Annotated in this window: 22 protein-coding genes; 11 read left to right on the top strand and 11 right to left on the bottom strand. The window is 40.7% G+C overall.

Annotation, left to right across the window (positions count from 1 at the left end):
* The first annotated feature begins 102 nt into the window (after positions 1-102).
* Positions 103-1,173 carry an LOG family protein gene (locus NPUN_RS12845; RefSeq protein WP_012409106.1) on the top strand — a complete coding sequence of 357 codons (1,071 nt, stop codon included), beginning with the start codon at positions 103-105 and terminating at the stop codon, positions 1,171-1,173.
* Between the two features lie 86 nt (positions 1,174-1,259).
* Here the strand turns inward: NPUN_RS12845 and NPUN_RS41785 are convergent, their stop codons facing one another.
* Positions 1,260-1,406 carry a hypothetical protein gene (locus NPUN_RS41785; protein ID WP_167315615.1) on the bottom strand — a complete coding sequence of 49 codons (147 nt, stop codon included), beginning with the start codon at positions 1,404-1,406 and terminating at the stop codon, positions 1,260-1,262.
* Between the two features lie 618 nt (positions 1,407-2,024).
* Here NPUN_RS41785 and NPUN_RS12840 point away from each other — a divergent pair.
* Positions 2,025-3,347: a D-alanyl-D-alanine carboxypeptidase gene (locus NPUN_RS12840; RefSeq protein WP_012409105.1), complete on the top strand. Its 1,323-nt coding sequence runs from the start codon at positions 2,025-2,027 to the stop codon at positions 3,345-3,347.
* 316 nt (positions 3,348-3,663) lie between these two features.
* Positions 3,664-4,878 (top strand): HhoA/HhoB/HtrA family serine endopeptidase, encoded by a 1,215-nt coding sequence (locus tag NPUN_RS12835; RefSeq protein WP_012409104.1) that lies wholly within the window; start codon positions 3,664-3,666, stop codon positions 4,876-4,878.
* A 143-nt stretch (positions 4,879-5,021) separates the two neighbouring features.
* Here the strand turns inward: NPUN_RS12835 and NPUN_RS12830 are convergent, their stop codons facing one another.
* The 6 genes from NPUN_RS12830 to NPUN_RS12805 form a co-directional block, all read right to left on the bottom strand.
* Positions 5,022-5,924: an MBL fold metallo-hydrolase gene (locus NPUN_RS12830; protein ID WP_012409103.1), complete on the bottom strand. Its 903-nt coding sequence runs from the start codon at positions 5,922-5,924 to the stop codon at positions 5,022-5,024.
* An 11-nt stretch (positions 5,925-5,935) separates the two neighbouring features.
* A complete protein-coding gene (gene panD / locus NPUN_RS12825; RefSeq protein WP_012409102.1) occupies positions 5,936-6,319 on the bottom strand; it encodes an aspartate 1-decarboxylase in 384 nt (127 codons plus the stop codon).
* Positions 6,320-6,463: 144 nt separating this feature from the next.
* Complete coding sequence (locus tag NPUN_RS12820; RefSeq protein WP_012409101.1) at positions 6,464-6,976, bottom strand: inorganic diphosphatase; 513 nt, start codon at positions 6,974-6,976, stop codon at positions 6,464-6,466.
* Positions 6,977-7,406: 430 nt separating this feature from the next.
* Entirely contained in the window at positions 7,407-7,595 is a 189-nt protein-coding gene (locus NPUN_RS12815) for a TLTLP motif-containing protein (RefSeq protein ID WP_041565357.1), read from the bottom strand.
* Positions 7,596-8,487: 892 nt separating this feature from the next.
* A complete protein-coding gene (locus NPUN_RS12810) occupies positions 8,488-9,459 on the bottom strand; it encodes an Npun_F2552 family protein (protein ID WP_012409100.1) in 972 nt (323 codons plus the stop codon).
* Between the two features lie 110 nt (positions 9,460-9,569).
* A complete protein-coding gene (locus tag NPUN_RS12805; protein WP_012409099.1) occupies positions 9,570-10,991 on the bottom strand; it encodes an aspartate ammonia-lyase in 1,422 nt (473 codons plus the stop codon).
* A 144-nt stretch (positions 10,992-11,135) separates the two neighbouring features.
* Here NPUN_RS12805 and pgsA point away from each other — a divergent pair, with 144 nt between their 5' ends.
* The gene (pgsA, locus tag NPUN_RS12800) at positions 11,136-11,678 is read left to right on the top strand and encodes a CDP-diacylglycerol--glycerol-3-phosphate 3-phosphatidyltransferase (protein ID WP_012409098.1); all 543 of its coding nucleotides are present in this window, start codon (positions 11,136-11,138) and stop codon (positions 11,676-11,678) included.
* A gap of 134 nt (positions 11,679-11,812) precedes the next feature.
* Positions 11,813-12,730 carry a S66 peptidase family protein gene (locus NPUN_RS12795; RefSeq protein WP_012409097.1) on the top strand — a complete coding sequence of 306 codons (918 nt, stop codon included), beginning with the start codon at positions 11,813-11,815 and terminating at the stop codon, positions 12,728-12,730.
* Between the two features lie 46 nt (positions 12,731-12,776).
* Here NPUN_RS12795 and NPUN_RS12790 read toward each other — a convergent pair whose 3' ends face one another.
* Together NPUN_RS12790 and NPUN_RS12785 are read right to left on the bottom strand one after the other, a co-directional pair.
* On the bottom strand, positions 12,777-13,487 hold the full coding sequence (locus NPUN_RS12790) for a class I SAM-dependent methyltransferase (protein WP_012409096.1): 711 nt from the start codon (positions 13,485-13,487) through the stop codon (positions 12,777-12,779).
* A 53-nt stretch (positions 13,488-13,540) separates the two neighbouring features.
* Complete coding sequence (locus tag NPUN_RS12785; RefSeq protein ID WP_012409095.1) at positions 13,541-14,608, bottom strand: glycosyltransferase family 4 protein; 1,068 nt, start codon at positions 14,606-14,608, stop codon at positions 13,541-13,543.
* A gap of 398 nt (positions 14,609-15,006) precedes the next feature.
* Between NPUN_RS12785 and NPUN_RS12780 the strand changes: the two genes are divergently transcribed.
* The 3 genes from NPUN_RS12780 to NPUN_RS12770 all read left to right on the top strand — a co-directional run bounded on the left by NPUN_RS12780 (position 15,007) and on the right by NPUN_RS12770 (position 18,896).
* Positions 15,007-15,975 carry a glycosyltransferase gene (locus NPUN_RS12780; RefSeq protein WP_012409094.1) on the top strand — a complete coding sequence of 323 codons (969 nt, stop codon included), beginning with the start codon at positions 15,007-15,009 and terminating at the stop codon, positions 15,973-15,975.
* A 109-nt stretch (positions 15,976-16,084) separates the two neighbouring features.
* Positions 16,085-17,548 (top strand): class I SAM-dependent methyltransferase, encoded by a 1,464-nt coding sequence (locus tag NPUN_RS38315; RefSeq protein ID WP_012409093.1) that lies wholly within the window; start codon positions 16,085-16,087, stop codon positions 17,546-17,548.
* Positions 17,549-17,576: 28 nt separating this feature from the next.
* Positions 17,577-18,896: an ABC transporter substrate-binding protein gene (locus tag NPUN_RS12770; RefSeq protein WP_041566121.1), complete on the top strand. Its 1,320-nt coding sequence runs from the start codon at positions 17,577-17,579 to the stop codon at positions 18,894-18,896.
* A 39-nt stretch (positions 18,897-18,935) separates the two neighbouring features.
* Here the strand turns inward: NPUN_RS12770 and NPUN_RS12765 are convergent, their stop codons facing one another.
* The gene (locus tag NPUN_RS12765; protein WP_012409091.1) at positions 18,936-19,670 is read right to left on the bottom strand and encodes a hypothetical protein; all 735 of its coding nucleotides are present in this window, start codon (positions 19,668-19,670) and stop codon (positions 18,936-18,938) included.
* 215 nt (positions 19,671-19,885) lie between these two features.
* On the opposite strand from NPUN_RS12765, the gene hemE reads away from it, so the two are divergent.
* Positions 19,886-20,947, top strand: a complete 1,062-nt coding sequence (gene hemE / locus NPUN_RS12760; RefSeq protein WP_012409090.1) for a uroporphyrinogen decarboxylase — start codon at positions 19,886-19,888, stop codon at positions 20,945-20,947.
* Positions 20,948-21,112: 165 nt separating this feature from the next.
* Positions 21,113-22,069 (top strand): NAD-dependent epimerase/dehydratase family protein, encoded by a 957-nt coding sequence (locus tag NPUN_RS12755; RefSeq protein ID WP_012409089.1) that lies wholly within the window; start codon positions 21,113-21,115, stop codon positions 22,067-22,069.
* 11 nt (positions 22,070-22,080) lie between these two features.
* On the opposite strand, the gene NPUN_RS12750 is transcribed toward NPUN_RS12755, so the two are convergent.
* Positions 22,081-22,794: a hypothetical protein gene (locus NPUN_RS12750; protein ID WP_012409088.1), complete on the bottom strand. Its 714-nt coding sequence runs from the start codon at positions 22,792-22,794 to the stop codon at positions 22,081-22,083.
* Between the two features lie 587 nt (positions 22,795-23,381).
* On the opposite strand from NPUN_RS12750, the gene NPUN_RS12745 reads away from it, so the two are divergent.
* Complete coding sequence (locus NPUN_RS12745) at positions 23,382-24,980, top strand: B12-binding domain-containing radical SAM protein (RefSeq protein WP_012409087.1); 1,599 nt, start codon at positions 23,382-23,384, stop codon at positions 24,978-24,980.
* The last annotated feature ends 97 nt before the right edge of the window (positions 24,981-25,077 follow it).

Genomic DNA, 25,077 nt, shown 5'->3' with positions numbered 1-25,077 from the left:
TATTCAGATGCTACCGGATATTGATATTCAGGGGGCTATATCCCGCTTGCTAGAGTGTAAGTCATTCACGTAGAATATAATGCCATTGTTGCGGCAGTTCTCATGACTTCATCTGCGTCGTTTGACACATTAGAGTCTTTACAGGCGGATATCGCTGAATTGATCGCTCGTTTACCGACATTAAAAAATCGGCAACTTATTCAGCAAGCACTTGCTACTATTGTCCGTCTAGCTGATACAGAAATTGAGCGTCTCGATTGGAAAATATTGTCGGCTGCGTTAGCAGATATGGAACGCGGTTTCCAGCTCTTTTATGATTACCGACACGTTCGCAAAGTCACCATCTTCGGTTCTGCTCGTCTAGCGCCAGATACGCCAGAGTACCAAATGGCCCTTGAGTTTGCTCGCGCTGTTTCTCAATTAGGATTTATGGTGATGACCGGCGGTGGCGGTGGAATCATGCAGGCGGGTCACGAAGGTGCTGGACGAGAAAATTCCTTTGGATTAAATATTCAATTACCTTTTGAACAAGAAGCAAACCCTTTTATAGAGGGCGATCCCAAGCTAATTATTTTCAAATATTTCTTTACTCGCAAGCTTTTTCTCCTCAAAGAAAGTGATGCTGTAGCCTTATTTCCGGGAGGCTTTGGCACTCAAGATGAAGCTTTTGAATGTATGACATTAAGCCAGAATGGTAAGTTTGGCCCAGTACCTCTAGTTTTAATTGACCACCCTGGTGGTGATTACTGGCGGTCTTGGAGCGAATATATTGATAAGCAATTAGTCCAAAATGGTCTTGTCAGTCCTGAAGACCCCAGCCTTTACACGGTGACAGACAACCTGGATGTGGCTTGTGACGCTATTACTCGTTTTTACCAGGTTTATCACTCCTGTCGATATGTAGGCGAGCAATTAGTCATCCGCCTGAAGACAGATATATCAGACTATCTTGTAGAGCAACTCAATGCTGATTTCAGTGACATTATTGTTAAAGGACGGATTGAAAAAAGTCAGGCATTACCTCAAGAAGCACAAGATGAAACGGTTGAATTACCCCGCCTCATTTTGTACTTCAATCAACGGGACTTGGGGCGTTTGTATCAGATGATTGCCACAATTAACCAAATGGGTACTGCTACATCTTCTGATGAAGTACACCCAGAAAGAAAGTAGAGTTTAGGGGTGGATTTTTCCACCCGCATCCCAATATTTTTGACAGGCTTCACAGGCTTATTGCCAGTTTAATATCTTTTGGATCGCTAAAGATTTGACTCTATGAAAGCGATATGATAACGCAGGCGATCGCAACAAACTTCCCACCATCTCCAATAGCTAGCTCTCCGCAACCGAATAGTACTAGCTTCACTAGCACTAGAATTAGATTCCCCATCTGGACTGAAATTCAATGAATATAGTGATTTTCAATGCCCTGTAAGTGGTTGAAAAATTAAATTACCATCCAAATCAATCAGGCGTATAGTTCCCCAATATCACAAGCAATTAGTTTACTATTATGTCTTTTTTCAGTAGTTAAGTGTTTATGCGTACTTTGTGGTAGCCTGCGGACAGCCGCTCTGCATCTACGTTAAACAAAATAATTTTCACAACTCAGATAGGATTTCTATATTCACAGTTTAGATCGGCTAGATCAACGAAAAAAATGTTGGATGATTTTGATATCTTCATAATTTAACTTAGCTGATATGTCTGTTTTAGGATGACTTTGAAACAGGTATTGAAGAGAAATTTACAATGTATATAAATTATTATCATTTTTTTAATAAAAAATGATGAAATATGAAAAGTCAATTCGCTTTGCCTCCTTTATACTGGCTTTCAAGAGACGTGGCTCTCAGAGTCAGTCTTTTTTTGTCAAAAGTATAACGAAAATCATGTAATTCACCTTACTTTCAGATGCCTAATGCACCAGTTATTGTGACTCAATGCTGATCTGCTTAAAAAAGCGTGTATATTAGCACAGGAAATAATATAGAACATCCTAAACACATATAGAGGAATAAAATATGCTGGAATTATTGGGTTCAGGTTTGGTGTCACTCTGGCTGGAAATGGCCGGGGTACAAATCAAGCCTCTAGATGCCTTAGATGCTTTAACTTGGCAAAGTAGTCCTGGCTTAGTTATTGCCCCCGATCCCAATCCAACTGGGGCAACTACGGTGCAGGAATATCTGAAAAAGCTCATCACATCAAAAGTGGTGGCGCAAAATCTGGCTGAGAGTCAGGGCATTTGGATGCAGTCGGGACCAATGCTGATGGCAAACCACCAAGGAACGACACCTCTCCCTGCTGCCTCTTTAACCAAAATTGCCACTTCACTTGTTGCTTTGAAAACTTGGGGCCCAGATTACCAATTTGATACTTTGGTGAGTATCACCGGACCAGTGGTAAATGGAGTTGTGCAGGGCGATTTGGTGATTACAGGCGGTGGCGATCCTTTGTTTGTTTGGGAAGAAGCGATCGCTCTTGGTAATACTCTTAATAAAATGGGCATCAAGCAGGTAAAGGGAAATTTGATCGTTAATGGCACTTTTGCCATGAATTTCCAACGGCAGCCGATGCTGGCAGGTATGATGCTCAAGCAAACACTAAATCGTGCAACTTGGGGCCGCCCCGCTATTTACACACACTCAATCATGGCTAAGGGAACACCCAAGCCTCAAGTTGTCATTTCGGGTACGGTGAAAGTTGAAGCACAACCAAACCCTCAACAAACTTTGTTACTGCGTCATCGCTCGTTACCCTTGAAGCAACTGCTCAAGGAAATGAATGTTTACAGTAACAACGATATGGCAGAGATGCTAGCAGATTCAGTGGGAGGAGCAGCTGTAGTCCAATCCACTGCTGCTAATCTTGCCAGGGTGCCACAAGTGGAAATTCAGTTAATTAATGGTTCTGGGCTAGGCCCCGAAAATCGCATTTCCCCCAGGGCTGTTTGTGCGATGTTTATGGCTATTCAAAGTGAGGCATCTGCCCATCAGCTAAATCTGAGTGATTTGTTCCCCATGTCTGGGTTTGATCACCGAGGAACAGTACACAGCAGACACATTCCCCTTGCTACTGTGATCAAAACTGGCACTCTTCGAGATGTGAGTGCTTTAGCAGGAGTTATGCCCACACGCGATCGCGGTTTGGTTTGGTTTGCTATTATCAATCGTGGGACAAATGTTTGGGGTTTGCGGACTGGACAAGACCAACTACTACAAAGTGTTGTAAAACAGTTACAACTACCTCTAACCGTTCCTACCGCCCTGATTCCCCACTCAGCAATCAACTCTTTACCCCAGCTAGGTGCAATCAGTCGGAATGAAATTTTATTCAAAAGTTAGTTCATTATCCGATCGGTTTTTGAACCAAAAGTGAGCATGGGTGTCCCACATCTCCTTTTTATCGGTGTCACTACTTTGAAACTTCTAGTTTTATTAGCAATCCAAAAGTTTTATTGATGGGTAAAAACCGAACTTGTAAAGGGTGAATGTCCATAATAGCTTTTGGGTTAAATTTTCCATTAACTTGATTATAGGTAAATCGTAAAATGCCCTAACCACACTATTGGGAAGAGCAGGCGAAACCTGAAGTAAAAATAACTGTAAATAGATTTGTCACGACTAAGCAAAAATTAAGCTTATAAATTAGGTTGTGATTATGCGATTTCCCAAATTACCCAGATCCATACGTCAACTCAGTAGTTATGTTTTAGCGCTCGCGCTTGGAGTTGTGTTAACGGTTAGCACATTGCAGGTGTTGCCTTCCCAAGCCGAACCTGCACCCCAAGTTACAGGTGGAGATACTCCACAACTGATTGCTCAACGGCAATCACCAGCCACGGCTGCGATCGGTACTAGTAGCTTTGTCACAGCAGCAGTGAATCGTGTTGGTTCAGCAGTTGTTCGCATTGATACTGAGCGGACAATTACTCGTCGCGTCGATCCATTTATGGAAGACCCATTTTTCCGTCGGTTCTTTGGTGACGGTTTCTCCCAACAGGTTCCTTCTGAGCAGTTACGCGGTTTAGGTTCAGGTTTCATTATTGACAAGAGCGGCTTAGTTATGACTAACGCTCATGTGGTCGATAAGGCTGATAAGGTAACAGTCCGGCTCAAAGATGGCCGTACCTTTGAAGGAAAAGTTCAAGGTATTGATGAAGTTACAGATTTGGCAGTAGTCAAGATTAACGCTGGTAACGATTTACCAGTCGCACCCTTGGGTTCTTCCACTAATGTCCAAGTCGGAGATTGGGCGATCGCAGTTGGTAATCCTTTAGGATTTGATAATACCGTTACTTTGGGAATTGTCAGTACGCTCAAACGTTCCAGCGCCCAAGTTGGCATTAGCGACAAACGCTTAGACTTCATTCAAACCGATGCCGCCATTAACCCAGGTAACTCTGGCGGGCCGCTATTAAATGGCCAAGGTGAAGTGATTGGCATTAACACAGCGATTCGTCCCGACGCGATGGGTATTGGGTTTGCCATTCCTATTGATAAAGCGAAAGCGATCGCAGCGCAACTGCAACGTGATGGCAAAGTTGCTCACCCCTATTTAGGTGTGCAAATGCTAACTTTAACACCCGATCTTGCCAAGCAAAATAACACCGATCCCAACTCTCCTATTCAGATACCAGAAATTAATGGTGTTTTTGTCATGCGAGTAGTCCCCAATTCTCCCGCTGCATCTGCTGGTATTCGGCGCGGGGATGTAATTCTGCAAGTTGATGGTAAAGCTATTACCAGTGCTGAACAATTGCAGAACGTTGTAGAAGATAGTCGTCTTGGTCAAGTATTGCAGGTGAAAGTGCAACGAGGTAATCAGACACAGCAGCTTTCAGTCCGCACAGCTGAGTTGCAAAATGCTTCATAGAGCCGCACATCTGTTACTGGTGGCAACTTAAGTTGAAACAAAGTTTAAAAAAGCTTTCTCTCGTTCCCAGCCAGATGGCTGGGAATGGTCACAATGATTCTCGGTCTCACTGCGATAACAAACACATTACAAAGGAGTCTAAATCACTTACTAACAGTTAAAACTAGACCTTCATGGGCTAATACTGCTTGAGAAAAAGCAGATTTAACATCGACTTGAACCCGATCGAGAAAATCATCATGGTCATCTGGGTGATGATGAGAAATAGCTAGCCGTTGTACACCAGCATTCAGAGCTGCATTCACCGCAGCTTGCCAGAGTAAATCAGCAGAGTCATGGTTGTGAGACGTAGGGGGAGTGTAAGTGGCATTGGCAATCAGCAAATCAGCGCCTTTAATAAACTCTAAAATCCGCTCTTGCTCCACTTGCTCGGCATTCTGGTGCAAATCCGTGACGTAGGCAACACTATAATCTTGCCAACTAACTCGGTAGCCAACTGAGCGCTGAGTTTGATTGATTAATGCGGTTGTAATGATAACATCATCTAGCTTTACATCACTGTCTGGAGTCAGATTGTAAAACTGCAATTCCGACTGCATTACCTGTAAAGGATAAGGAAAGTGGGGCTGGAGCATCTGATCGTACAAACATTGTTTGATTGAGGCTCCATTTGAGGCAGCTGTGCCGTAAATATGAAAGCAATTTTCTACAATAAATGCGGGAGCAAAAAAGGGAAACCCTTGAATCCGATTTGATTGACAGTTGGTAAAAAATAAATGGGCTTGTATTGGCTGTTGTAGTTCTTGCCAAGTTTTACCCAGTATGCGTAAGCCAGTACCGCCATCAAAAATCAGGCGTTTCCCACCTACATATATTTCTACACAAGCAGTATTACCACCATAGCGGTTGGTGCTGGTGTCTGGGGTGGGAATCAAACCCCTTACACCCCAAAATTGCACAATAAATTCATCTGCTGGGCTACTTGGCAGGATAGCAGACTTTTCAGGTACGTAGCTCTGGGAATCCGACAACTCAAAATTTGACATTTTCCTTCAAATTAGACCTTAACGAGCAGGTCATCGTAGCGCCGAACTTCCAACAGCCTGTTTTTTTCGTCCACAATGACTACCGTAGGAGAGTAATTTTTTAACTCTTCTGGAGTGAACTGCCCGTAAGTCATTATAATCAAGCGATCGCCAATAATGCCTAAACGTGCTGCACCCCCATTTAGCTCAATTACTCCTGAATGGGCTGGAGCCGGGATCGCATAAGTAATAAAACGCTGACCATTGGCACTATTAACTACTTGCACTTGTTCATAAGGTAAGATCCCAGCCTTTTCCAAAAGGATTTCATCGATGCTGATACTACCCACGTAGTTGATATTCGCCCCTGTAAGGGTGCAATTATGAATTTTTGCCAAAAGGAGAGTACGCTGCATTTTGGTTTAGGATTTGGTGGCAGTTTTTGCGATCCGTAACAAGCGAAATTTATGAGTAGAGACGCGATTAATCGCGTCTGTAAAGGAGTTAGGATTGAGGAATAAAAATTTATAACTCTTAACTCCTAACTCCTAACTCTTCTATTATCCTCTATAAGCTTTGACGGATTTTTCTACTAAAGCTGCAACCTTGTCCACATCTTGCCAACCGAGAATTTCAGTCACCTTTTTTTCCAAATTTTTATAACTACGGAAAAATTCAGCGATTTCATCTAAGCGGTGTGGCGCTACATCTTTCAGGGATTTAACCTGAGTGTAACGGGGATCTTTGTCAGGAACACAAAGGATTTTTTCATCGCGATCGCCACCGTCAATCATTTCCAAGAAGCCAATCGGTCGTGCAGCAATAATACAGCCTGGGAAGGTTGGCTCATCAATTATGACCATCCCATCGAGGGGATCGCCATCATCTGCCAAAGTATTGGGTACAAAGCCATAGTCATAAGGATATTTTACCGAGGAATAAAGTACTCGGTCTAGAGCAAAAGCTTCTAGTTCCTTGTCGTATTCGTATTTATTTTTACTTCCGCCAGTAATTTCAATCAGAACGTTGATTAAACCGGGTTTCGGTTGGGCAGGAATACGAGATAAATCCACAAAAAAGTCCTCTGATAACAGTGAATCATGGGGGCACTCAGTCAGCTTCGCTCCCCGTGTAGAATTTTAGGGCAATATGGATCTCTGATGGGGAATTGGGAATTGGGAACTTGTACTGAGCGCAGTCGTAAAGCCTGCGGCATAGCTACGCTTAGGGCGCAGCCTCTCGTAGAGAAGTATGGGCCATTGGAAAGAGAATTGTTCAATAATTCTTCGTCTCCCTTGTCCTCCTCATCTCCCCACTGCTCTAAAAAATGGAAAAAGCGTTGCGAAGTTAATTCGCAACGCTTTTTCCAAGATGGTATTATTTTCCCCCGCCCTTGATTGCTGTTGGGGGGATTTCTGCCCTACTCTGTCAAGACACCCGAAACCTGGAGTCATACTATATAAATTCAGGTTATTCCTGATGAAATGCTACTGGAAAACTTTATCAATCTTTACTTCCTTGTAGGTTTTGGATCAGGGGTTGCTGGTTATTTTGAACATTAGTTGAAGAATAGTGGGCGATGACAAATACGGGTAGGGTAAGAGTCAATAGAGCGATCGCAGTTCCCACAATGTCTGCCAAACGTTGGGAATATGTGTCGTTAGAATTGGCAGACTGGCTATTTGAATTCATACAAAGTTGAAGTTATTCGTAACACTGTGTAGGTCTACTCTCTGATTGAGAGTCTTAATGCTATGTTAGCTATTTTTAAACTGTAAAATGTGTAGCATCCTACAATCTAAACCAGTTAGACAACTGTCATAATAGCCTTTTTATACATGGAGTTCTTAATACAAAGTTACAACTAAACAAATCATGTTTTGTTTTGTAATTAATATTTTCAGATGTTTCCCTGTATGGTGTAATGGTTTGCATACGCAAAGCCAACTTTGACAGCATCATAAATTACATTTTTTCGCTGGTTAAAGATTAATTAGCAAAACATATTTGTCTGATACTTCATGAGTATAACATCCTAAAATGCCTTTGATAAGGTCATTTTACTGGAATTGCTAATTTGTGATACAAAATACAAAACCGCGAAAGCACTGAATATCTATCAATGGTTTCGATTGTTATCCAGTAGTTATACACACAAATATTTGACACCAAAGAAGAAATGGTAGGAATGTTTTTTATAACCAATCATAATTCCCGAAGAAATACAGATACATTAACTGTGTTGGGCAGCATAAATTCAGTGATAACACTAAACAAATATTTCAGAATTTAAATCTTAATATCTGTGTAATGTCACTGCCTTTTTGTCAATCTATATATAGGTAGAGTAAATAATATTTTAGAAAGTGGCGTATCAGCTAAAAAAACCGCCACTAAATATAATAGGGCGGTCTGGTTAAGCAATCGGAGGGTAATTACAGATTACTCTGCTAATAATTGAAATTGCTGTAACGAAGTTTGCACTAAATTGGGCATGGAGAAGTGGCAGAGAAGCAGGGGTAAGGGGTGCAGAGAGAGAGGAATTTTCCCCCTACTCTTTTGCTTCTTCCCCAGTTACCAGTTCTTAGTTCCTTCCGTAAACACTAATTGGTTCTTTGATAAATCGGGTGTAAAGATGCTTAAAGGTAGACTTAATTACGCGAGGCATACCAAAATCAATGGGCATCAACTTGTCTGGTAGCCGCCAATCTTCTATTTTTAATAAGTCAGGATTTAAATGTGGAAACTCGATAGCAGTTAGTTCTGGACAAACTCCGAGTCTTTGGGAAGCTGCAACTGTGGGCACTTGTTCAGGAGGAACATTGAGAATTTCTACCATTGCCCGATCTAAAGCAAATATATCTGATGCGGCTGCTAAAATTCCTAGTTGGCGAGGTTCACCATTACTAGGGCCATTTCCTTCATGACCTATGATGCCATCTAATATGGTTAAGTTAGGGTTAATAGCTCTGGCAGTTTCTACTAACATTTCACCAAATCTATTCGCATCTTTTCCGGCTTCCATGTGCCACCAAGCTTTCATTTTGCCGGGGACGCAACCAAACAAGTTTTTTACACCCAGTGTTAATGTCAACTGGGCATGAGATTTAACTTTAGGTAGATTAATCACTACATCTGCTTCCATTGCTTCTTTAGACAGTCGCAGATGGTTAAAATTATCACTAATTGTTTGGTAACGCTGACCGTGAAAATCGATGATGGGAAGATTGAGTTCTTCTAAAATAGGCAGATAGCCGTTTGCTATTGCTACGCCCTTGGCACTACCAAAAGCAGGACTATCACCCAAAAAGGGCTTACCGCCAACTTCAATTACCATTTGGGCAACTTCGTAAACTAGTTCGGCACGGGTGATACACTCTTTACCAGGACGCGACCCTGTAAGTAGATTGGGTTTGAGTAAAACGCGATCGCCTTTTTTAACAAATGCTGCTATTCCTCCAAAAGGTTCTAGGAGAATTACTAAGGATTCTCGTAAAGCCTCTCGTTCATAAGATGTAGCCCGAATGAGACTAACAGATGGTTTTTGAGTCTGCATAGATTGGGAATGGGGAATGGACAATGGGGAAGAAGCAAGAGAGCTGGGAGCAGGGGGAGAAGAACTATTAATTATTGTCCAATGCCCAATTCCCAATTCACCATAATCTATTATTCTGTTTTGAGCGGTAAGATACCACTCATGTGTTCTAGATTTAACACTGTGGCTAAGTCTGTTTCACTCATTAATCCCCGTTCTAGAACAATTTGCCGCAGGGATTTACCAGTTTCTAAAGATTCTTTGGCGACAGCAGCAGCGTTTAAATAACCAATGTGGGTGTTTAGTGCGGTTACTAAAGCTAAACTGCCTTCGGCATAAGCTAAACAACGTTCTTGATTTGCAGTAATTCCCTCGATGCAGCGTTCGGTGAGTGCAGCGATGGTATTGCCGAGAATTTCGATACTGTGAATCAAGTTATAGGCAATTAGCGGCATCATCACATTTAATTCTAATTGTCCGGCTTGTGCGGCTAATGTGATCGCACTGTCATAACCCATCACCTGAAAACACACCATTGATGTCATCTCTGCCATGACTGGGTTATATTTCCCTGGCATAATCGAGGAACCGGGTTGCACTGGGGGAAGTTGGATTTCTTTCAAACCAGTTTTTGGTCCCGAATCCATCAGCCGCAAGTCATGAGATATTTTGACTAAATCCTGCGCTAAATTGCGTAAAGCACCGGAAACATTTACAAATGGAGCCATACTCTGCATAGCTGCCATGAGATGGGGCGCAGGTTCTAAAGGTGTATCAATCAATTCTGAAAGAACTTCTACTACACGGGCGCGATATAGAGGATGAGTATTTAAACCGGTTCCTGCTGCACTACCTCCCAAACCCAGCACCATCAAATCTCCAGAGGCGGTGTAAATCCGGTTTTGGTGTTCTGTAAGAATGTGCGCCCAAGCGCGAAAATTTTCACCCAAACGCACGGGTACAGCGTCTTGTAAGTGGGTTCTGCCAGATTTGACAATATCTTGAAATTCTACAGCTTTGTTTTCTAAGGATGCGATCGCACCTTCTATTGCTGGGTGTAATGTCTTGGATAATGCCAATAAACCACCAATCCGAATGGCAGTAGGAATCACATCATTGGTAGACTGCCCATAGTTAACGTGATCGTTAGGACTAACACGTTTGTAATTGCCCTTTTCTTCACCCAGAATTTCTAAGGCGCGATTTGCCAGAACTTCGTTGACATTCATGTGGTGGGATGTTCCAGCACCTGCCTGATAAACATCCACGACAAACTGATCCCGGAACTTCCCAGCCAGGATTTCATCAGTTGCTTGGACAATCGCCTGACTAATATCTTCGGGAATACAATTCAGTTCTCCATTGACAATTGCTGTAGCTTTTTTAATGATTAATCCAGCATCTACGTAAGTAGCTAAAGGCTTAATGCCACTAATAGGAAAGTTTTCGATCGCCCGTAGCGTTTGAATGCCGTAATAAAAGCTACTAGCAATTTGGCGATCGCCCATCGAATCGCGTTCGATGCGGAATTGAGAGTCTGTGTGTTCAGTCATAGTATTGTTTTAAGAGAGCTACAGAAAACAGATTTTCCCACGCAGGCACACTCAGATACACTAATCTGCATAGATTTTGCATATTTGCTTGGCTGCTTGTTGCTTTACAGTTGTTAATTTTGAAGTTTGATTTTTGAATTCCCTATGACCATACCCAACTGGATTACCTTCTCTCGCCTATTGGGGATACCATTTCTGCTTTATGGTTTATATAATCCCACACCTGAAGCTCAGTGGATATGTTTGGCGATTTTTCTCGTTGCTGCATTGACTGATTGGTTAGATGGCTATTTGGCACGGAAGCTCAACCAAATTAGTGAGTTGGGTAAGTTTCTCGATCCCTTAGTGGATAAACTTCTAGTACTTGCGCCGTTGCTGGTTTTTATTGAACTAGGAAAAGTGCCTGCTTGGGGAGTGTTTTTGATTTTAGCGCGAGAATTAGCGATCGCTGGCTGGCGGGTAAATCAAACGACGATTACCGGAGCGAATATTTGGGGTAAACTCAAAACTGTTAGTCAAATAGTAGCGATCGCACTTTTGATTGCGCCTTTGGGTGAAGTGTGGCGAACTCCCTCTTTGCTTGCCTTTTGGATTTCTGTCGCCCTGACTTTAATCTCTGGAGGTATTTATCTTGTACCGCAAAATCCAGCTAAGGAAAATCCACGGTTAGATACAAAGCGAACCTAAAATAAAACCACTGTGGCGATCGGTTTCAAAAATAATTCAATAAAATTTGATCGGAGTTCTAAGGTATAGTCTTTATTCTTAACTCCTTGTACAGATGCGATGAATCGCGTCTCTTCTCACCCCTAACTTTTTTCATGCCATCCAAAATCTTACCACCGCCCCTGAAACCTGGAGACTTACTACGAGTAATTGCCCCTAGTGGTGCTTTGCGAGAATTTGAGGCATTTGAACGGGGTTTAGAAATTTGGCGATCGCGTGGTTATCGAGTAGAAATCAGCCCCCAGATAGATGACAAATGGGGTTATCTGGCAGGGACAGACGAAACCCGCCGTCAGCAATTAGCAGCGGCATGGCAAGATCCTGATTGTCGCGGTATTCTCTGTTCCAGAGGCGGTTTTGGTAGCACCCGCATTTTAGAAGATTGGAATTGGCAACAAAATTCAGCACTTCCCAAGTGGTTGATTGGCTTTTCTGATATCACAGCTTTATTGTGGAGCCTTTATATAGCAGGAATTTCCGGCGTTCATGCTCCTGTGCTGACAACTTTGGCAGATGAGCCAGATTGGTCAGTTGAGCGATTATTCGATTCAGTAGAAGGTCGTCCTCTCGCGCCTCTTAAAGGTTGCGGGTGGGGTGGCGGCGTGGTAACTGGTACTTTGTTACCAGGTAATCTCACGGTGGCTACTAACCTTTTAGCTACACCAATCCTGCCACATCTGGATGGTGTAATTCTGGCGTTGGAAGATGTCACAGAAGCACCCTATCGCATTGACAGGATGCTGACACAGTGGCGTTTGAGCGGTGCTTTATCTCAAGTCTGCGGTATTGCTTTGGGCGGTTTTACTCGCTGTGAAGCGCCGCCAACTGTGTCTAGTTTTAGTGTAGAAGAAGTATTGCGCGATCGCTTGGGTGATTTGGGGATTCCGATTGTTTCTGATTTACCTTTTGGTCATGATAGCCCGAATGCTGCGTTACCAGTGGGTATAGAGGTAATTTTAGATGGGGATGCGGGAATATTAGCGATGCCTACGGCGGCAAGCAACGCATCATAAGTTTTTCGCAAATATTCCATCATCTATATTAGTCTCAAAGATTAATTTACTTCTGTATTACAACTAAATAATCCCGATCCGAATAAAAGTTGTTTCCATCTGGACTGGACTCTTTAATCACTTTAAATTGCGCTTTTTCTATTAACAACTTAATTGCGTCTGGTGAAGTAGGCTGATACAATACTTCGTCATTATTGTACGCAGCAAACCTTGCCCAACCATTCGGTGTAGTTATATTAGTGGTATGAATAAAAGCTTTCCCACCTGACTTGAGAATTTTATAAATACTGTTTAAATATTTCCAAATCGTTAGTAAATCTAAATGTACAAATACATCGAAGGAATATACAAAATCAAATTGTTCGTTAAACTCAGCTTCAAATTGAGAATTTTTTATTAAATGAAACTTTATCTGAGGATATTCACTAAGTGCTGCTTCAGCCTTTTTTAGCATCTCTTCTGCTACGTCGAAACAGTATATTTTTTTTACCTTTTCAACTACTTTTGCGGCAATCCTACCACCACCTACACCTATTTCTGCCACTGTGCTGTCTTGAGAAATAAATGGTGTAATATATTCACTTACAATATTGACTGCATCTTCTACAGTGGCCCATTCATCACCTAAATAATTGATGTAATTATCTCTTTCATCATCTGTAATCTTTTGATTACCTAGAATAACTTGAGATTTATCCCATTTTTTGGCGTAATCATTCCAGAACTCTTGATTAATTTCAACGTTTGATTGCTGCATTGGTAGCTCCTGTTATAGGAATAATATCTAACTTGAACAAGATTAGTACTATATCAGTTTCTCAGAATTTTTTGAAACCACTCTTCGGTGCGATCGCCCATAGCTTCTAAAGAATATAGAGTTTCTGCTTGCTGGCGACAAGTTTGTCGGTCAATTTCATCCAAATGCTTAATCGCTTCTACTAAACCTTGAACACTATCAGGTTCCACCAAAAAACCAGTTTTGCCTTCTTGGACAATTTCTGTTAAACCACCCCGACGATAAGCAATTAAAGGTACTCCACAAGCAAGCGCCTCTATTGCTACATTTCCAAATGCTTCTATCCAACGAGGAGTTACTAAAAGAGATCGACATTTACCCAACTCTTTTTGTAGCTCAACCGTTGGTAAAAAACCTACATATTCGATGGGAGCATTAGGGTATTCTTGGCAAATTTTTTCCCAGTAAGATATATCCTGTTTAAACCCAAATATTTTCAACGGAATACCAGTGATTTCTGCTGCTGCTACTGCATCTTCTAGCCCTTTTTCAGGAGATATTCTACCTACCCATGCCAAGTTCTGAGTTGGTTTTGGGCAAAATTGATAAATAGATAAATCCAAACCGTTTAGCAGACAAATACACCGCTTTGCAAATGTGAAAGTAGCTGCCTGTGTTTGACTGTGAACACCAATAGTATTCGGAAAATTGATTGCTATTTGTTCAATAATCTGATCCATAACATCTGTTAAAGAACCCATACTGATCAGATGTGCGATCGGACAATTAAAAAATGGTGTTAAATACAGTGGTAGCCAATCATAAGCAAAATTCACAATCAAATCATAATCTGCTTGTACTTGACGAGCATAATCCCACATATTCGCTAAAACAGAATTTTTATGCAGCACAATCGGATCGCTACGACTTTGATTTTGCGCTGGTATCTGTATTAGTTCTCCGGGAATTTCTTTAATAGGTAATGAATTGCTGATAGATCCTTGCGGTGTAACAATTTCTAATTTATGTCCTCGCCGGAGCATCTCTGTAGCAATATTAGATAGGGTTAACTCTACTCCACCTCCCAATCCTGAACCTATAGCACCCATTGGGGTAGACATAAATAATAATTTATGGTACATTTGCTGTCGTTAATGTATTTTAATAAACAATAATCATGATTTGACAGATGCCAAACCTGTAATTTAAATAAGTAAAGCTTTCAGAGTTTCTCAGAATAGAAAGCAGTTACTTTTTAGCAATTAAAATCTTTGTATACTAATTTGTTTAGTTCATACTTTTCTGTTGGTAACTTTGTCTCTATGCTTTCTGGATACCAAATTATGCTTTAAGTGAATTTTATCAAAGTTACTTAATAAAGAAGATTTGCTTGGGTTGAGCATGAAAACTACGCCACAATAAAATTAACATATTCTATTATAAAATATATATTTACCTATTTAAATTATTCTAATTTGTAGATAATGAGACTAAATGGAGTATAGTAGGGCAATAATTTCTAAAAAAGAGAAAATTTTACATGAAAATAGCGTTAATTGCTGGAGGTTATATCCCTACGCCTCCCTTATCAAATTCTATTTTAACTCTGATCCAAGATTACAAATATGTTTTAGAACAAATGGGGCATGACATAGATATTTTTAATTCCAAACAAGTTGATGAAGTTATAGATAAAATCAATAGTAATAGTTACGATTTCGTACATTTACACGCCTATGAATTTGTTAGAGCATTCAACGAAAACCTTAAACAAAAGTATTGTTTTAGCTGTCATAATGGTTATTTTTTAAAAAAAAATAGATGGGAGAAGGATTTTAAAGAAGGATTTAAACATTACTTAAATGCACCTGGAATAATAGCCCTTTCTCATGCAACAAAAGATATTTTTTTGAAAGCTGGCTACTCTGGATACATATCAACCCAAGTAAACGGGATTGATAGTCAAAAATTTGATTTTCAAGAGCAAGGCAATAATAAAGCTATTTGTTTAGGTTGGATTCAACCGAGAAAACAGCAGAGATTATTGGCAGAAATAATAGATGGTAAAATTCCAATGGATTTTGTTGGCCCTTTAGACGATCATGATTTCGTAGAAGGAATTACAACAAAATACTTAGGTGTATGGAGCTTAAAACAAGTTTATTCCTATCTTACAAATTATAGTTGTTTAGTTTTAATTAGTGATGGAGAAGTTGCACCGCTTGTAGTATTAGAAGCAATGGCGGCAGGTTTATGTATAGTTGTTTCAGAATCTGCTAGTGCTAATTTACATTCAAAGGATTTTATTAGAGTTTTACCAGATGATATTTTAACCAATGCTACTGCGGAAAATCAAAAAGTTGTTTGTGATACAATCAGGGAATTGATTGAGAAAAATAAATTTTTTCGCAGAGAAATTGTAGAATATGCCAGAGAAAATTTTAATTTTAGTGCTATTATCAAAAACTATATTCAGATTATTGACGAATTTAGCAAGGTTGACCATTAGTAGATCATCAATCATGAACTGTGTATTATAAAAGTGCATAACAGCAATTAAGATGAATTGAATAGCTAGTATTACAGCATAAATTAGGATATTTAAGGAAAAACAGCTCATGAATAAAGAAACAATAGAATTTATTGATAGGGCATTGTTAACAGATGGAGATTATGTTTCTGTTGGGTTTGAGATTATCAAACCAGATCAATGTTTTTCTAACATGATTGTAGAAGATACCAGTGTTTCTGATTGGCCTTATTTAAGAGGCGAAATTCCCCATAAATGGTATGTAGATCAAAGAGAAACGTATGTAGGATTTCTCAGCCGAGATGAAGCTCACATTCTTTATAATACTGCCCTAAAATTTAGAGGTAAAAAAGCTTTAGAAATTGGTTGCTGGTATGGTTGGTCTGCTTGTCACTTAGCTTTAGCAGGAGTAGAGTTAGATGTAATTGATCCCCTGCTAGAAAAAGAAGATATGTATGAAAGCGTAACTAATTCTTTGCAGTCTGCGGGTGTTCTTGACAAAGTTAATTTAGTAAGCGGTTATAGTCCTCAAAAAGTAGAGGAATTAGCAGAAAAATCACAGCGTAAGTGGTCGTTGTTTTTCATTGATGGTTCTCATGAAGCTCCGTGTCCACTCGATGATGCAATAATCTGCGAACAATTTGCAGAAGCAGATGCTTTAATTTTATTTCATGATTTGAATGCTCCTGACGTTGCCCAAGGCTTGGATTACTTAAAGCAAAATGGGTGGAACACAATGATTTATCAAACTATGCAAATTATGGGGGTTGCTTGGCGCGGAAATATTGAGCCAGTGAAACATCAGCCCGATCCAGATATTAATTGGAATTTACCAAAGCATTTAAAAGACTATTATGTGAGTGAATTATCTACAGATTCAGTAAATGAATTTCTGGAAATTATTACTGCTATCCGTCCCTACACTTTATTGGGTGAAGCACGTTTATTTTCACTCTACTCTCTAGCAAAGAAAATTTGTCTAGAAGATATTCCCGGAAACTTTGTTGAATGTGGAAGTTGTAAAGGGGGAGCAGCAGCGCTTTTAGCATCTGTAATCCAGCGCTACAGCCTTAGCCCACGTTTAGTTTATGCTTGTGATACTTTTGAAGGAATGCCTGAACCGATAGAAATTGATCTACACAACGGAATAGCCGCAAATGAAACGGGGTTTGGAGTTGGCACTTTAAAAGCTCCAATTGCAGAAAATATACAGTTGATTTGTGAATTATTAAAAGTTCAAGATATTGTTGTACCTGTTAAGGGTTTATTTTTTCAAACATTACCTCAATATAAGTCTGAGATAGGTAATATTGCCTTACTACATGCCGATGGCGACTGGTATGAATCAACAATGGATATTTTCAATAATCTTTATGACAATGTTGTGCCAAATGGCATGATTCAGGTAGATGACTACGGTCATTGGGATGGTTGTCAAAAAGCCTTACATGAGTTTGAGCGTTTGAGAGATGAGCAATTTAATCTACGTCGAATTGACTACACTGGGGTGTGGTTTAAGAAGGGTGAAGTGATAAATATCCAACACATATAGACTTTCCAAAGTTCCTCTAAAAATGGGCATGAAAGTTACCTTTTTCCAATCCCAAATTCAGAATTTTTCCCGCAAGTTGACCAATTCTCCTTGGCGGCTTTCGCTAATAGGGATAATTCTGAGTATATTTTTCATATTCTTATATGGTTGTCAGGGGACAGTCCAGAAGAATGAGAGAGCAATTCATCTGAATTTATGGCAATCAATCAATCCCCCTGTTAATCGGGATGTGTTTGATAAACTAGTAGATAAATTTAATCAGACTCACACTGATATACAGGTGGAATCTATCTTTGTAGGTCAACCCCAATTGCCAAAAATATTAACAGCAGTTGTGGGCAATGCGTCTCCAGATATTCTGTCATTCGATCCTCAATTGACCGGTCAGTTTATGGAACTAGGGGCAATTCGTCCTTTAGATAAATGGCTGGACAAGTTTCCATTGAAGTCGGAAATTAGCCCCAACTTATGGGAGGAATTAAAATTAGATGGTCATCTTTGGTCAATTCCAATTTCCACTAGCAATGTAGGCATTTTTTACCGACCTAAACTTTTCCAAGCTGCGGGAATTACGCAAATTCCTAAGACTTGGGAAGAGTTGAGGGAAGTTGCCAAAAAATTGACTATAGACCGGAATGGCGATAATCGACCGGAACAATACGGAATGCTATTGCCTTTAGGAAAGGGTGAATGGACTGTTTTTAGTTGGTTCCCCTTTTTATTGAGCGCTGGCGGAGAAATTGTAACAAATAACCATCCGAATTTGACGAATCCAGGTGCGATCGCAGCCTTGCAATTTTGGCAAGACCTATTAAAAGATGGTTCAGCAACCCTTTCTTCGCCAGAGCGAGGTTATGAAGAAGATGCTTTTATTGCGGGTCGCGTTGCAATGCAGATCACAGGCCCTTGGACTTATATCATGAAGTCTAATGTTGACTTTAACGTATTCCCCATACCTGCAAGTGTCAAAGCTGCTACGGTAACAGGCACTGGAAATATGTATTTGATGAAGAGTACACCAGAAAGAGAGCAAGCAGCACTCAAATTTTTAGAGTATGTTTTAAGTGAAGAATTCCAAACAGAATGGAGTATAGGGACAGGTTTTTTACCAGTTAACATTAAATCTGCCCAAAGTCAGGCTTATCAAGAAATTCTCCAGCAAAAACCTGTTTTGAAAGTCTTTATTGACCAAATGCCTGTGTCCGGTTCTCGACCCATCATTCCTGGCTATAGTCGTTTGTCTGAGAGTTTAGGTCAAGCTATCGAAGCCACCATGTTAGGGGCATCTCCAGAAACAGCACTCAAACAAGCTCAAGCAAACCTCGATTCAATTTGGGATTCCCTATAATTTAGATGGAATCTAAAATCCTAACTAGCTTAATTATGATTAACCAGAAATTCCACTCCGGCGATGTGAATTTCTTTTCAAGGTACATAAGCCAATTGCTGGTACAATTCCCAAAATTAGTGCTGTAAATCCTTGTCCACTCCAATACAGTATAAAAGTACGGTTGGCTTCTGGAATCAGATTTTGCACCAGAAAAAGCAACCAAACCAAAATAGTAATTAATAAGAAAGCAATTGAGGGTAAAAAATTCCACCACCAAATACCTGCTGTATATCGCCTCAGTACCAGCCATTGGCAAAGCCCTAGCCAAACACCAGAAATTATATATGCGATCGCAGATAAAAATCCGAAAATAAAAGTTTCTTCAGGTGATGACGAGGCTATGGATGAAATGTAGTTAATCCAGGCTGTAGAAACACCGTTGGCAATCAGCCAACCAATGCTAGTCGCAAATAGCCATTGCAAACCCGGTAAATATCGGTAAACGATCAGGGCTTGGTCAGCAGCAAAAATCACGGCAAATATAACGTTACTGAAACTTCTGACCAAAATACTCCATGTTTGTGCCTGGAGAGCAATACTCGGTGAGCTTTGGAGAATAATTTTCTCTAAGGCGATACTGGCAACGCCACCCACAACCCATCCAATGAGGGTCATTAAGGTAAACTGAATAAAGAACCTCTGTCGCTGCGATCGCGGAATCAAAAACTTTACTAGGTTAGGCTCATTATTAGCAGATGCAACACGATCGGGACTGTTAGAGTCAGTTTGCATAACAAGTTAGGGAGTAGGGAGTGGAGAAAACACAAAAGAGTGCCGAAATTCTTTTATATTCCACTTTCATTGTTAATTATTGTTTTATCCTATTCCCAACTTTCCTTTGGTAGAAAGCGACTAGCTCTTTTACTCCAACCCTGCTGAAAAAGCGTAATCCCAGAATGATAAGCTAAACAGTGACATAAAAATTGTGACTTAGGATGAAGTGATAAATGGGTGTTTCTTCAACGACTCCTCATCTCTTACGGGCTGCTCGTGGTGAAGTAGTAGATCGTCCCCCTGTATGGATGATGCGACAAGCGGGACGATATATGAAAGCATATCGAGACTTAAGAGAGAAGTATCCTTCGTTTCGCGATCGCTCGGAAATTCCAGATGTAGCAATTGAAGTTTCCTTGCAACCGTGGAAAGCCTTCCAACCAGATGGAGTAATTTTATTTTCTGATATTGTCACCCCATTACCTGGTTTGGGCATTGACATGGATATTGCGGAAGGTAAAGGACCAATCATTCACTCCCCCCTCCGCACTCAAGAACAAATTGATCGTCTGCATCCCTTAGAACCAGAAGCTGCTCTACCATTTATCAAGACAATTTTACAAGCGTTGCGTTCTGAAGTAGGCGATAAATCAACAGTGTTAGGCTTTGTGGGTGCGCCGTGGACATTAGCAGCTTATGCAGTTGAAGGAAAAGGTTCTAAAACCTACTCCATCATCAAAAACATGGCATTCTCAGATCCGACGATACTGCATCAACTGTTAACTAAATTAGCAGATGCGATCGCCATCTATGCCCGCTACCAAATTGACTCTGGCGCTCAAGTTGTGCAAATGTTCGATTCTTGGGCGGGTCAATTGAGTCCTCAAGATTATGACACCTTTGCTCTCCCCTATCAGCAGAGAGTTTTCCAGCAGGTTAAGCAAACCCACCCCGATACACCTTTGATTCTGCTAGTTAGCGGTAGTGCGGGTGTGTTGGAAAGAATGGCACAATCTGGCGCTGATATAGTCAGTGTAGACTGGGCAGTGGATATGGCAGACGCACGAGCAAGATTGGGCAAGCAAGTTAAAGTTCAAGGAAATCTTGACCCAGGCGTGCTATTCGGCTCTAAACAGTTTATCCGCGATCGCATTCTCGATACCGTTCGTAAAGCTGGTAATTGGGGTCACATTCTCAATCTCGGTCACGGTGTCTTACCAGAAACTCCCGAAGAAAATGTCGCTTTCTTCTTTGAAACCGCAAAGGAACTGAATTTTGCAGGAGTTAAGAATTAGGAGTCATACAATTTTAGATTTTAGATTTTAGATTTTTCTTTCAATCCAAAATCCAAAATTCAAAATCTAAAATTTTCAGAGTTATAAGTTATCAGTTGCAATTCGGAACTTTTAACTTTATTCTTAACTCTTTAGTTTTAACTCCTTACTTTTAAAAAATTTTCTATGAGCCAGAAACGGATTTTAGTGACTGGTGCAAGTGGTTGTGTAGGTCATTATTTAACAGAAGCCTTAATTAAAGAAACAGATCACGAACTGTATCTGCTAGTTAGGAACCCAAGCAAACTGCAAGTTGATACTAAAGCCCGTTCAGGTATCAACGTTTTACAAGGTGATATGCAAAATATTCGCCAGTTTGCCGATTTGCTATCCACAATTGATACGGCAGTACTCACTGCCACAGCTTGGGGTGGTGATGAGACATTTGATATTAATGTCGTCAAGACTATAGAGTTACTGGAACTGCTAGATCCAGAACGTTGCCAGCAGGTGATTTATTTTTCGACAGCTAGCGTTTTGGATCGCCACAATCAACCATTAAAAGAAGCCGGGGAAATTGGGACAGATTACATCCGTTCCAAATATGAGTGCTTACAAAAAAAAGAAAAATTAGCGATCGCACCCAAAATTACCACAGTTTTTCCGACTGTAGTATTGGGCGGTGATGCGAATAAACCTTATTCTGCTGTCACATCTGGTATTCCAGAAGTGACGAAATATATTAATGTGATTCGCTTTTTGGAAGCAGATGGCAGTTTTCACTTTATCCACGCACAAGATATTGCCACTGTAGTGCGGTATTTAATCGATCATACTGCCGAGAACGATCAACCACGTCGGCTGGTTTTGGGCCAAGCACCGTTAACTGCTAATCAAGCAGTAGAACAAGTTTGTGCTTATCTGGGCAAAAAGATTTACTTTCGCATTCCCATCTCTATAGCATTGGCTAATTTGATTATTGTTCTATTTCGTATTCAAATGGCTGCTTGGGATAGATTTTGTATGAACTATCGGCATTTCACTTATGAAAAATTCATAAATCCTAATAGTTTTGGCTTGCCAAATTATTGTGCAACCATGAGTGATGTTTTAAAAATTAGTGGCGTTGAACGTGCTGATTGAGAAAATATCTATTATTTGCTAATGATAACGGTCATTTCTTGCAAAGATAAGCCGACACAAGCTGCCAGTTCTTCCAATGTCAATCGTTCGCGTGTGTTTGCTTCTAACGTAGACGTTGCAGCTGCAACGTAATCAGGATTAGCAAGATGATTGACATTCTTAGGAAAAGTTGCTTGGGAATAAAGGCTAGCAATACCTGAGCCTCCAGTAAATTTTTGTATTTGATAAGTGGCAATTAAAGCTGCTTGACGCGCTTGGAGATAAGCAACATAGTATTGTATGATAGCTAACCTTTTTTGTTGTCTAGCTTCCTGCCAACGAGCTCGTAAAACAGGAAGTTGTTGAAAAGTACTGATGAATTTAATCGGGTCAACTGTGACGGTTAAGGAAAAGCTATTTGAGCGTTCAGATGGGGAATTGGGTGATGTTGAAACTGTAGTTAGACCCGGAGATAATTCGATAGCTACGACATCCCTAAAAGCATTTAATCCCATTGCAGCTTTTGTTTCTAACACTTGGGCTGAGTTGCGTTCAGCAATAGCTACTAATTGCTCAATGATTTTGAGATCCTGCTGTGTAATCTCAGTTTGAAGTAGGTTAGGTTGATTACCGTAACTGGACTTATCTTCGGATGCAACCACAGCAAATGTAGTACTGATAAATGTAACGGCAAGGAGAATCTTGAAACTTTGTGCAAAAGCTTTTGGGAGCCATCGTGCGATCATCTGATTGATTTATTCTGAAGCACTACACTTCTTTTCTAATTTGCTTCTATTTTTACGATACAGCTAAATGAGAATATTTCTTATAAGTGTGGAGTCTTTTTCAAGAAATATAATTAGTAGATGGTGATAATATCAGTCTGTAAAGCCTTTAAATCAAAGGTTTGGATATCTATTCAGGATTTTAAACGATTAAATTCTTTACAGATTTTAGTGATAATATTTAACACACAGGCGATCGCCTATGACAGTTGCCTAAGTCCCAATATGGTTCGGATAAGGTTTTTTGATGACACGCCCTAGATCGCAAAGACGCGATAAATCGCGTCTCTGAACCGTATTGGCTTAAGTTCTACTGATATGAATTTAGTTTACAGCCGGGTGGTAGTTAGAGAAACCAGAAATCTCCTGATTCCTGTTTCAACATGCTTTTCTTTTTGCCGATTAGCTGCAAGAATCCCAGTCGCTAGCAGCCCATTAATTAAAGGGAAAAATATCGGTGGTAAGATAAAACAACTTTAATAAAAAGTCAATAGCTCTTTATTTTCGTTAGAGTGGGATAACAATCAAAGTGTGAGGATTGATACTACATGCGAATCTTGTTAGTGTATCCAATATTTCCTAAAACTTTTTGGTCTTATGAAAAAATCTTAGAGTTAGTCGATCGCAAAGTTTTATTACCACCTCTGGGTTTAGTAACAGTAGCCGCTATTCTGCCCCAAGAATGGGAGTTCAAGCTGGTAGATCGCAACATCCGCGCAGCAACCGAAGAAGAATGGGCATGGGCAGATGTAGTAATTCTCTCTGCGATGATTGTCCAGAAACAAGATTTACTTGAGCAAATCCAGGAAGCCAAAAAACGTGGCAAGTTAGTCGCAGTCGGCGGTCCCTACCCCACCTCTGTACCTCACGAAGTTGAAAATGTTGGCGCAGATTTTCTGATTTTGGATGAAGGGGAAATCACTTTGCCCATGTTTATTGAGGCAATTCAACGGGGTGAAACTTCTGGAACTTTCCGCGCCACAGAAAAACCTGATGTCACAAGCACGCCAATACCCCGCTTTGATTTATTAGAACTGAATGCTTATGACATGATGTCGGTGCAGTTTTCGCGCGGGTGTCCCTTCCAGTGCGAATTTTGTGACATTATTGTTCTCTACGGGCGCAAACCACGCACCAAAGCCCCAGCCCAACTTTTAGCAGAATTAGATTACCTCTATGAATTGGGTTGGCGGCGGGGTGTGTTCATGGTGGATGACAACTTTATTGGCAACAAACGAAATGTAAAATTGTTGCTGAAAGAGTTAAAAGTCTGGATGGCAGAACACAAGTATCCCTTCCGATTTGACACTGAAGCTTCAATTGACTTGGCACAAGATGCAGAAATGTTGGAGTTGATGGTTGAGTGTGGTTTCTCGGCGGTGTTTTTGGGAATCGAAACGCCGGATGAGGATAGTTTGCAAATGACCAAGAAGTTTCAAAATACTCGCAGTTCTCTAACTGAGGCAGTGGAAACCATCATTAAAGCGGGATTGCGCCCAATGGCTGGGTTTATTATCGGCTTTGATGGCGAAAAAGCAGGCGCAGGCGATCGCATTGTCCGCTTTGCTGAACAAGCAGCTATTCCTTCTACTACCTTTGCAATGTTGCAAGCGTTACCTAACACCGCGCTTTGGCATCGCCTGAAAAAAGAAGGACGACTGCGGGAAAATCAAGATGGCAACATCAACCAGACAACATTGATGAACTTCTTGCCCACCCGTCCGCTAGAAGAACTTGCACGAGAATATATTGAAGCATTTTGTACTTTATACGACCCAGTGCAGTACTTGGATCGTACCTATCGCTGTTTCTTGATGATGGGTTTGCCGAGTTGGAAAGCGCCAGCAAAAATGCCAGAGTGGGTGGTTGTAAAAGCGTTGCTGATTGTAATTTGGCGACAAGGAATCAAACGGGAAACCCGTTGGAAATTCTGGCACCATTTGTTTAGCATTCTCAAGCGTAACCCTGGAGTGATTGAGCATTACATCTCTGCTTGCGCCCACAACGAGCATTTTCTAGAGTATCGGCAAATTGTACGCGATCAAATTGAAAGTCAGCTAGCTGAATATTTAGCACAAGGTGCAGAACAGCCTTATGTGCTAGTCAAGGAAAAAGCCGAGGAAAAAGCTGAAGCGGTAGTTAGTTAAAGGTGGTAACGCATAAGCCAATCGCAAGTGATTGATCGCATTTTCACCCGTACAAATGTACGGGTGTATTTATGTGTATAGCTAGTGGTATTTATGA

This window comes from Nostoc punctiforme PCC 73102 (assembly GCF_000020025.1).
Classification (GTDB): domain Bacteria; phylum Cyanobacteriota; class Cyanobacteriia; order Cyanobacteriales; family Nostocaceae; genus Nostoc; species Nostoc punctiforme.
Note: the sequence above shows the minus strand (reverse complement) of the source record. Positions and strands in the feature narration are given on the sequence as shown.

Bases quoted from the DNA above. Each gene is read 5' to 3' on its own strand.
- NPUN_RS12780 (WP_012409094.1), top strand. From the start codon at position 15,007: ATGAAAATAGCGTTAATTGCTGGAGGTTATATCCCTACGCCTCCCTTA.
- NPUN_RS12830 (WP_012409103.1), bottom strand. From the start codon at position 5,924: ATGTCAAATTTTGAGTTGTCGGATTCCCAGAGCTACGTACCTGAAAAG.
- NPUN_RS12750 (WP_012409088.1), bottom strand. From the start codon at position 22,794: ATGATCGCACGATGGCTCCCAAAAGCTTTTGCACAAAGTTTCAAGATT.
- NPUN_RS38315 (WP_012409093.1), top strand. From the start codon at position 16,085: ATGAATAAAGAAACAATAGAATTTATTGATAGGGCATTGTTAACAGAT.
- panD (WP_012409102.1), bottom strand. From the start codon at position 6,319: ATGCAGCGTACTCTCCTTTTGGCAAAAATTCATAATTGCACCCTTACA.
- NPUN_RS12840 (WP_012409105.1), top strand. From the start codon at position 2,025: ATGCTGGAATTATTGGGTTCAGGTTTGGTGTCACTCTGGCTGGAAATG.
- NPUN_RS12835 (WP_012409104.1), top strand. From the start codon at position 3,664: ATGCGATTTCCCAAATTACCCAGATCCATACGTCAACTCAGTAGTTAT.
- NPUN_RS12745 (WP_012409087.1), top strand. From the start codon at position 23,382: ATGCGAATCTTGTTAGTGTATCCAATATTTCCTAAAACTTTTTGGTCT.
- NPUN_RS12815 (WP_041565357.1), bottom strand. From the start codon at position 7,595: ATGAATTCAAATAGCCAGTCTGCCAATTCTAACGACACATATTCCCAA.
- NPUN_RS12795 (WP_012409097.1), top strand. From the start codon at position 11,813: ATGCCATCCAAAATCTTACCACCGCCCCTGAAACCTGGAGACTTACTA.
- NPUN_RS12790 (WP_012409096.1), bottom strand. From the start codon at position 13,487: ATGCAGCAATCAAACGTTGAAATTAATCAAGAGTTCTGGAATGATTAC.
- hemE (WP_012409090.1), top strand. From the start codon at position 19,886: ATGGGTGTTTCTTCAACGACTCCTCATCTCTTACGGGCTGCTCGTGGT.
- NPUN_RS12810 (WP_012409100.1), bottom strand. From the start codon at position 9,459: ATGCAGACTCAAAAACCATCTGTTAGTCTCATTCGGGCTACATCTTAT.
- NPUN_RS12770 (WP_041566121.1), top strand. From the start codon at position 17,577: ATGAAAGTTACCTTTTTCCAATCCCAAATTCAGAATTTTTCCCGCAAG.
- NPUN_RS12765 (WP_012409091.1), bottom strand. From the start codon at position 19,670: ATGCAAACTGACTCTAACAGTCCCGATCGTGTTGCATCTGCTAATAAT.
- pgsA (WP_012409098.1), top strand. From the start codon at position 11,136: ATGACCATACCCAACTGGATTACCTTCTCTCGCCTATTGGGGATACCA.
- NPUN_RS12755 (WP_012409089.1), top strand. From the start codon at position 21,113: ATGAGCCAGAAACGGATTTTAGTGACTGGTGCAAGTGGTTGTGTAGGT.
- NPUN_RS12805 (WP_012409099.1), bottom strand. From the start codon at position 10,991: ATGACTGAACACACAGACTCTCAATTCCGCATCGAACGCGATTCGATG.
- NPUN_RS12845 (WP_012409106.1), top strand. From the start codon at position 103: ATGACTTCATCTGCGTCGTTTGACACATTAGAGTCTTTACAGGCGGAT.
- NPUN_RS12785 (WP_012409095.1), bottom strand. From the start codon at position 14,608: ATGTACCATAAATTATTATTTATGTCTACCCCAATGGGTGCTATAGGT.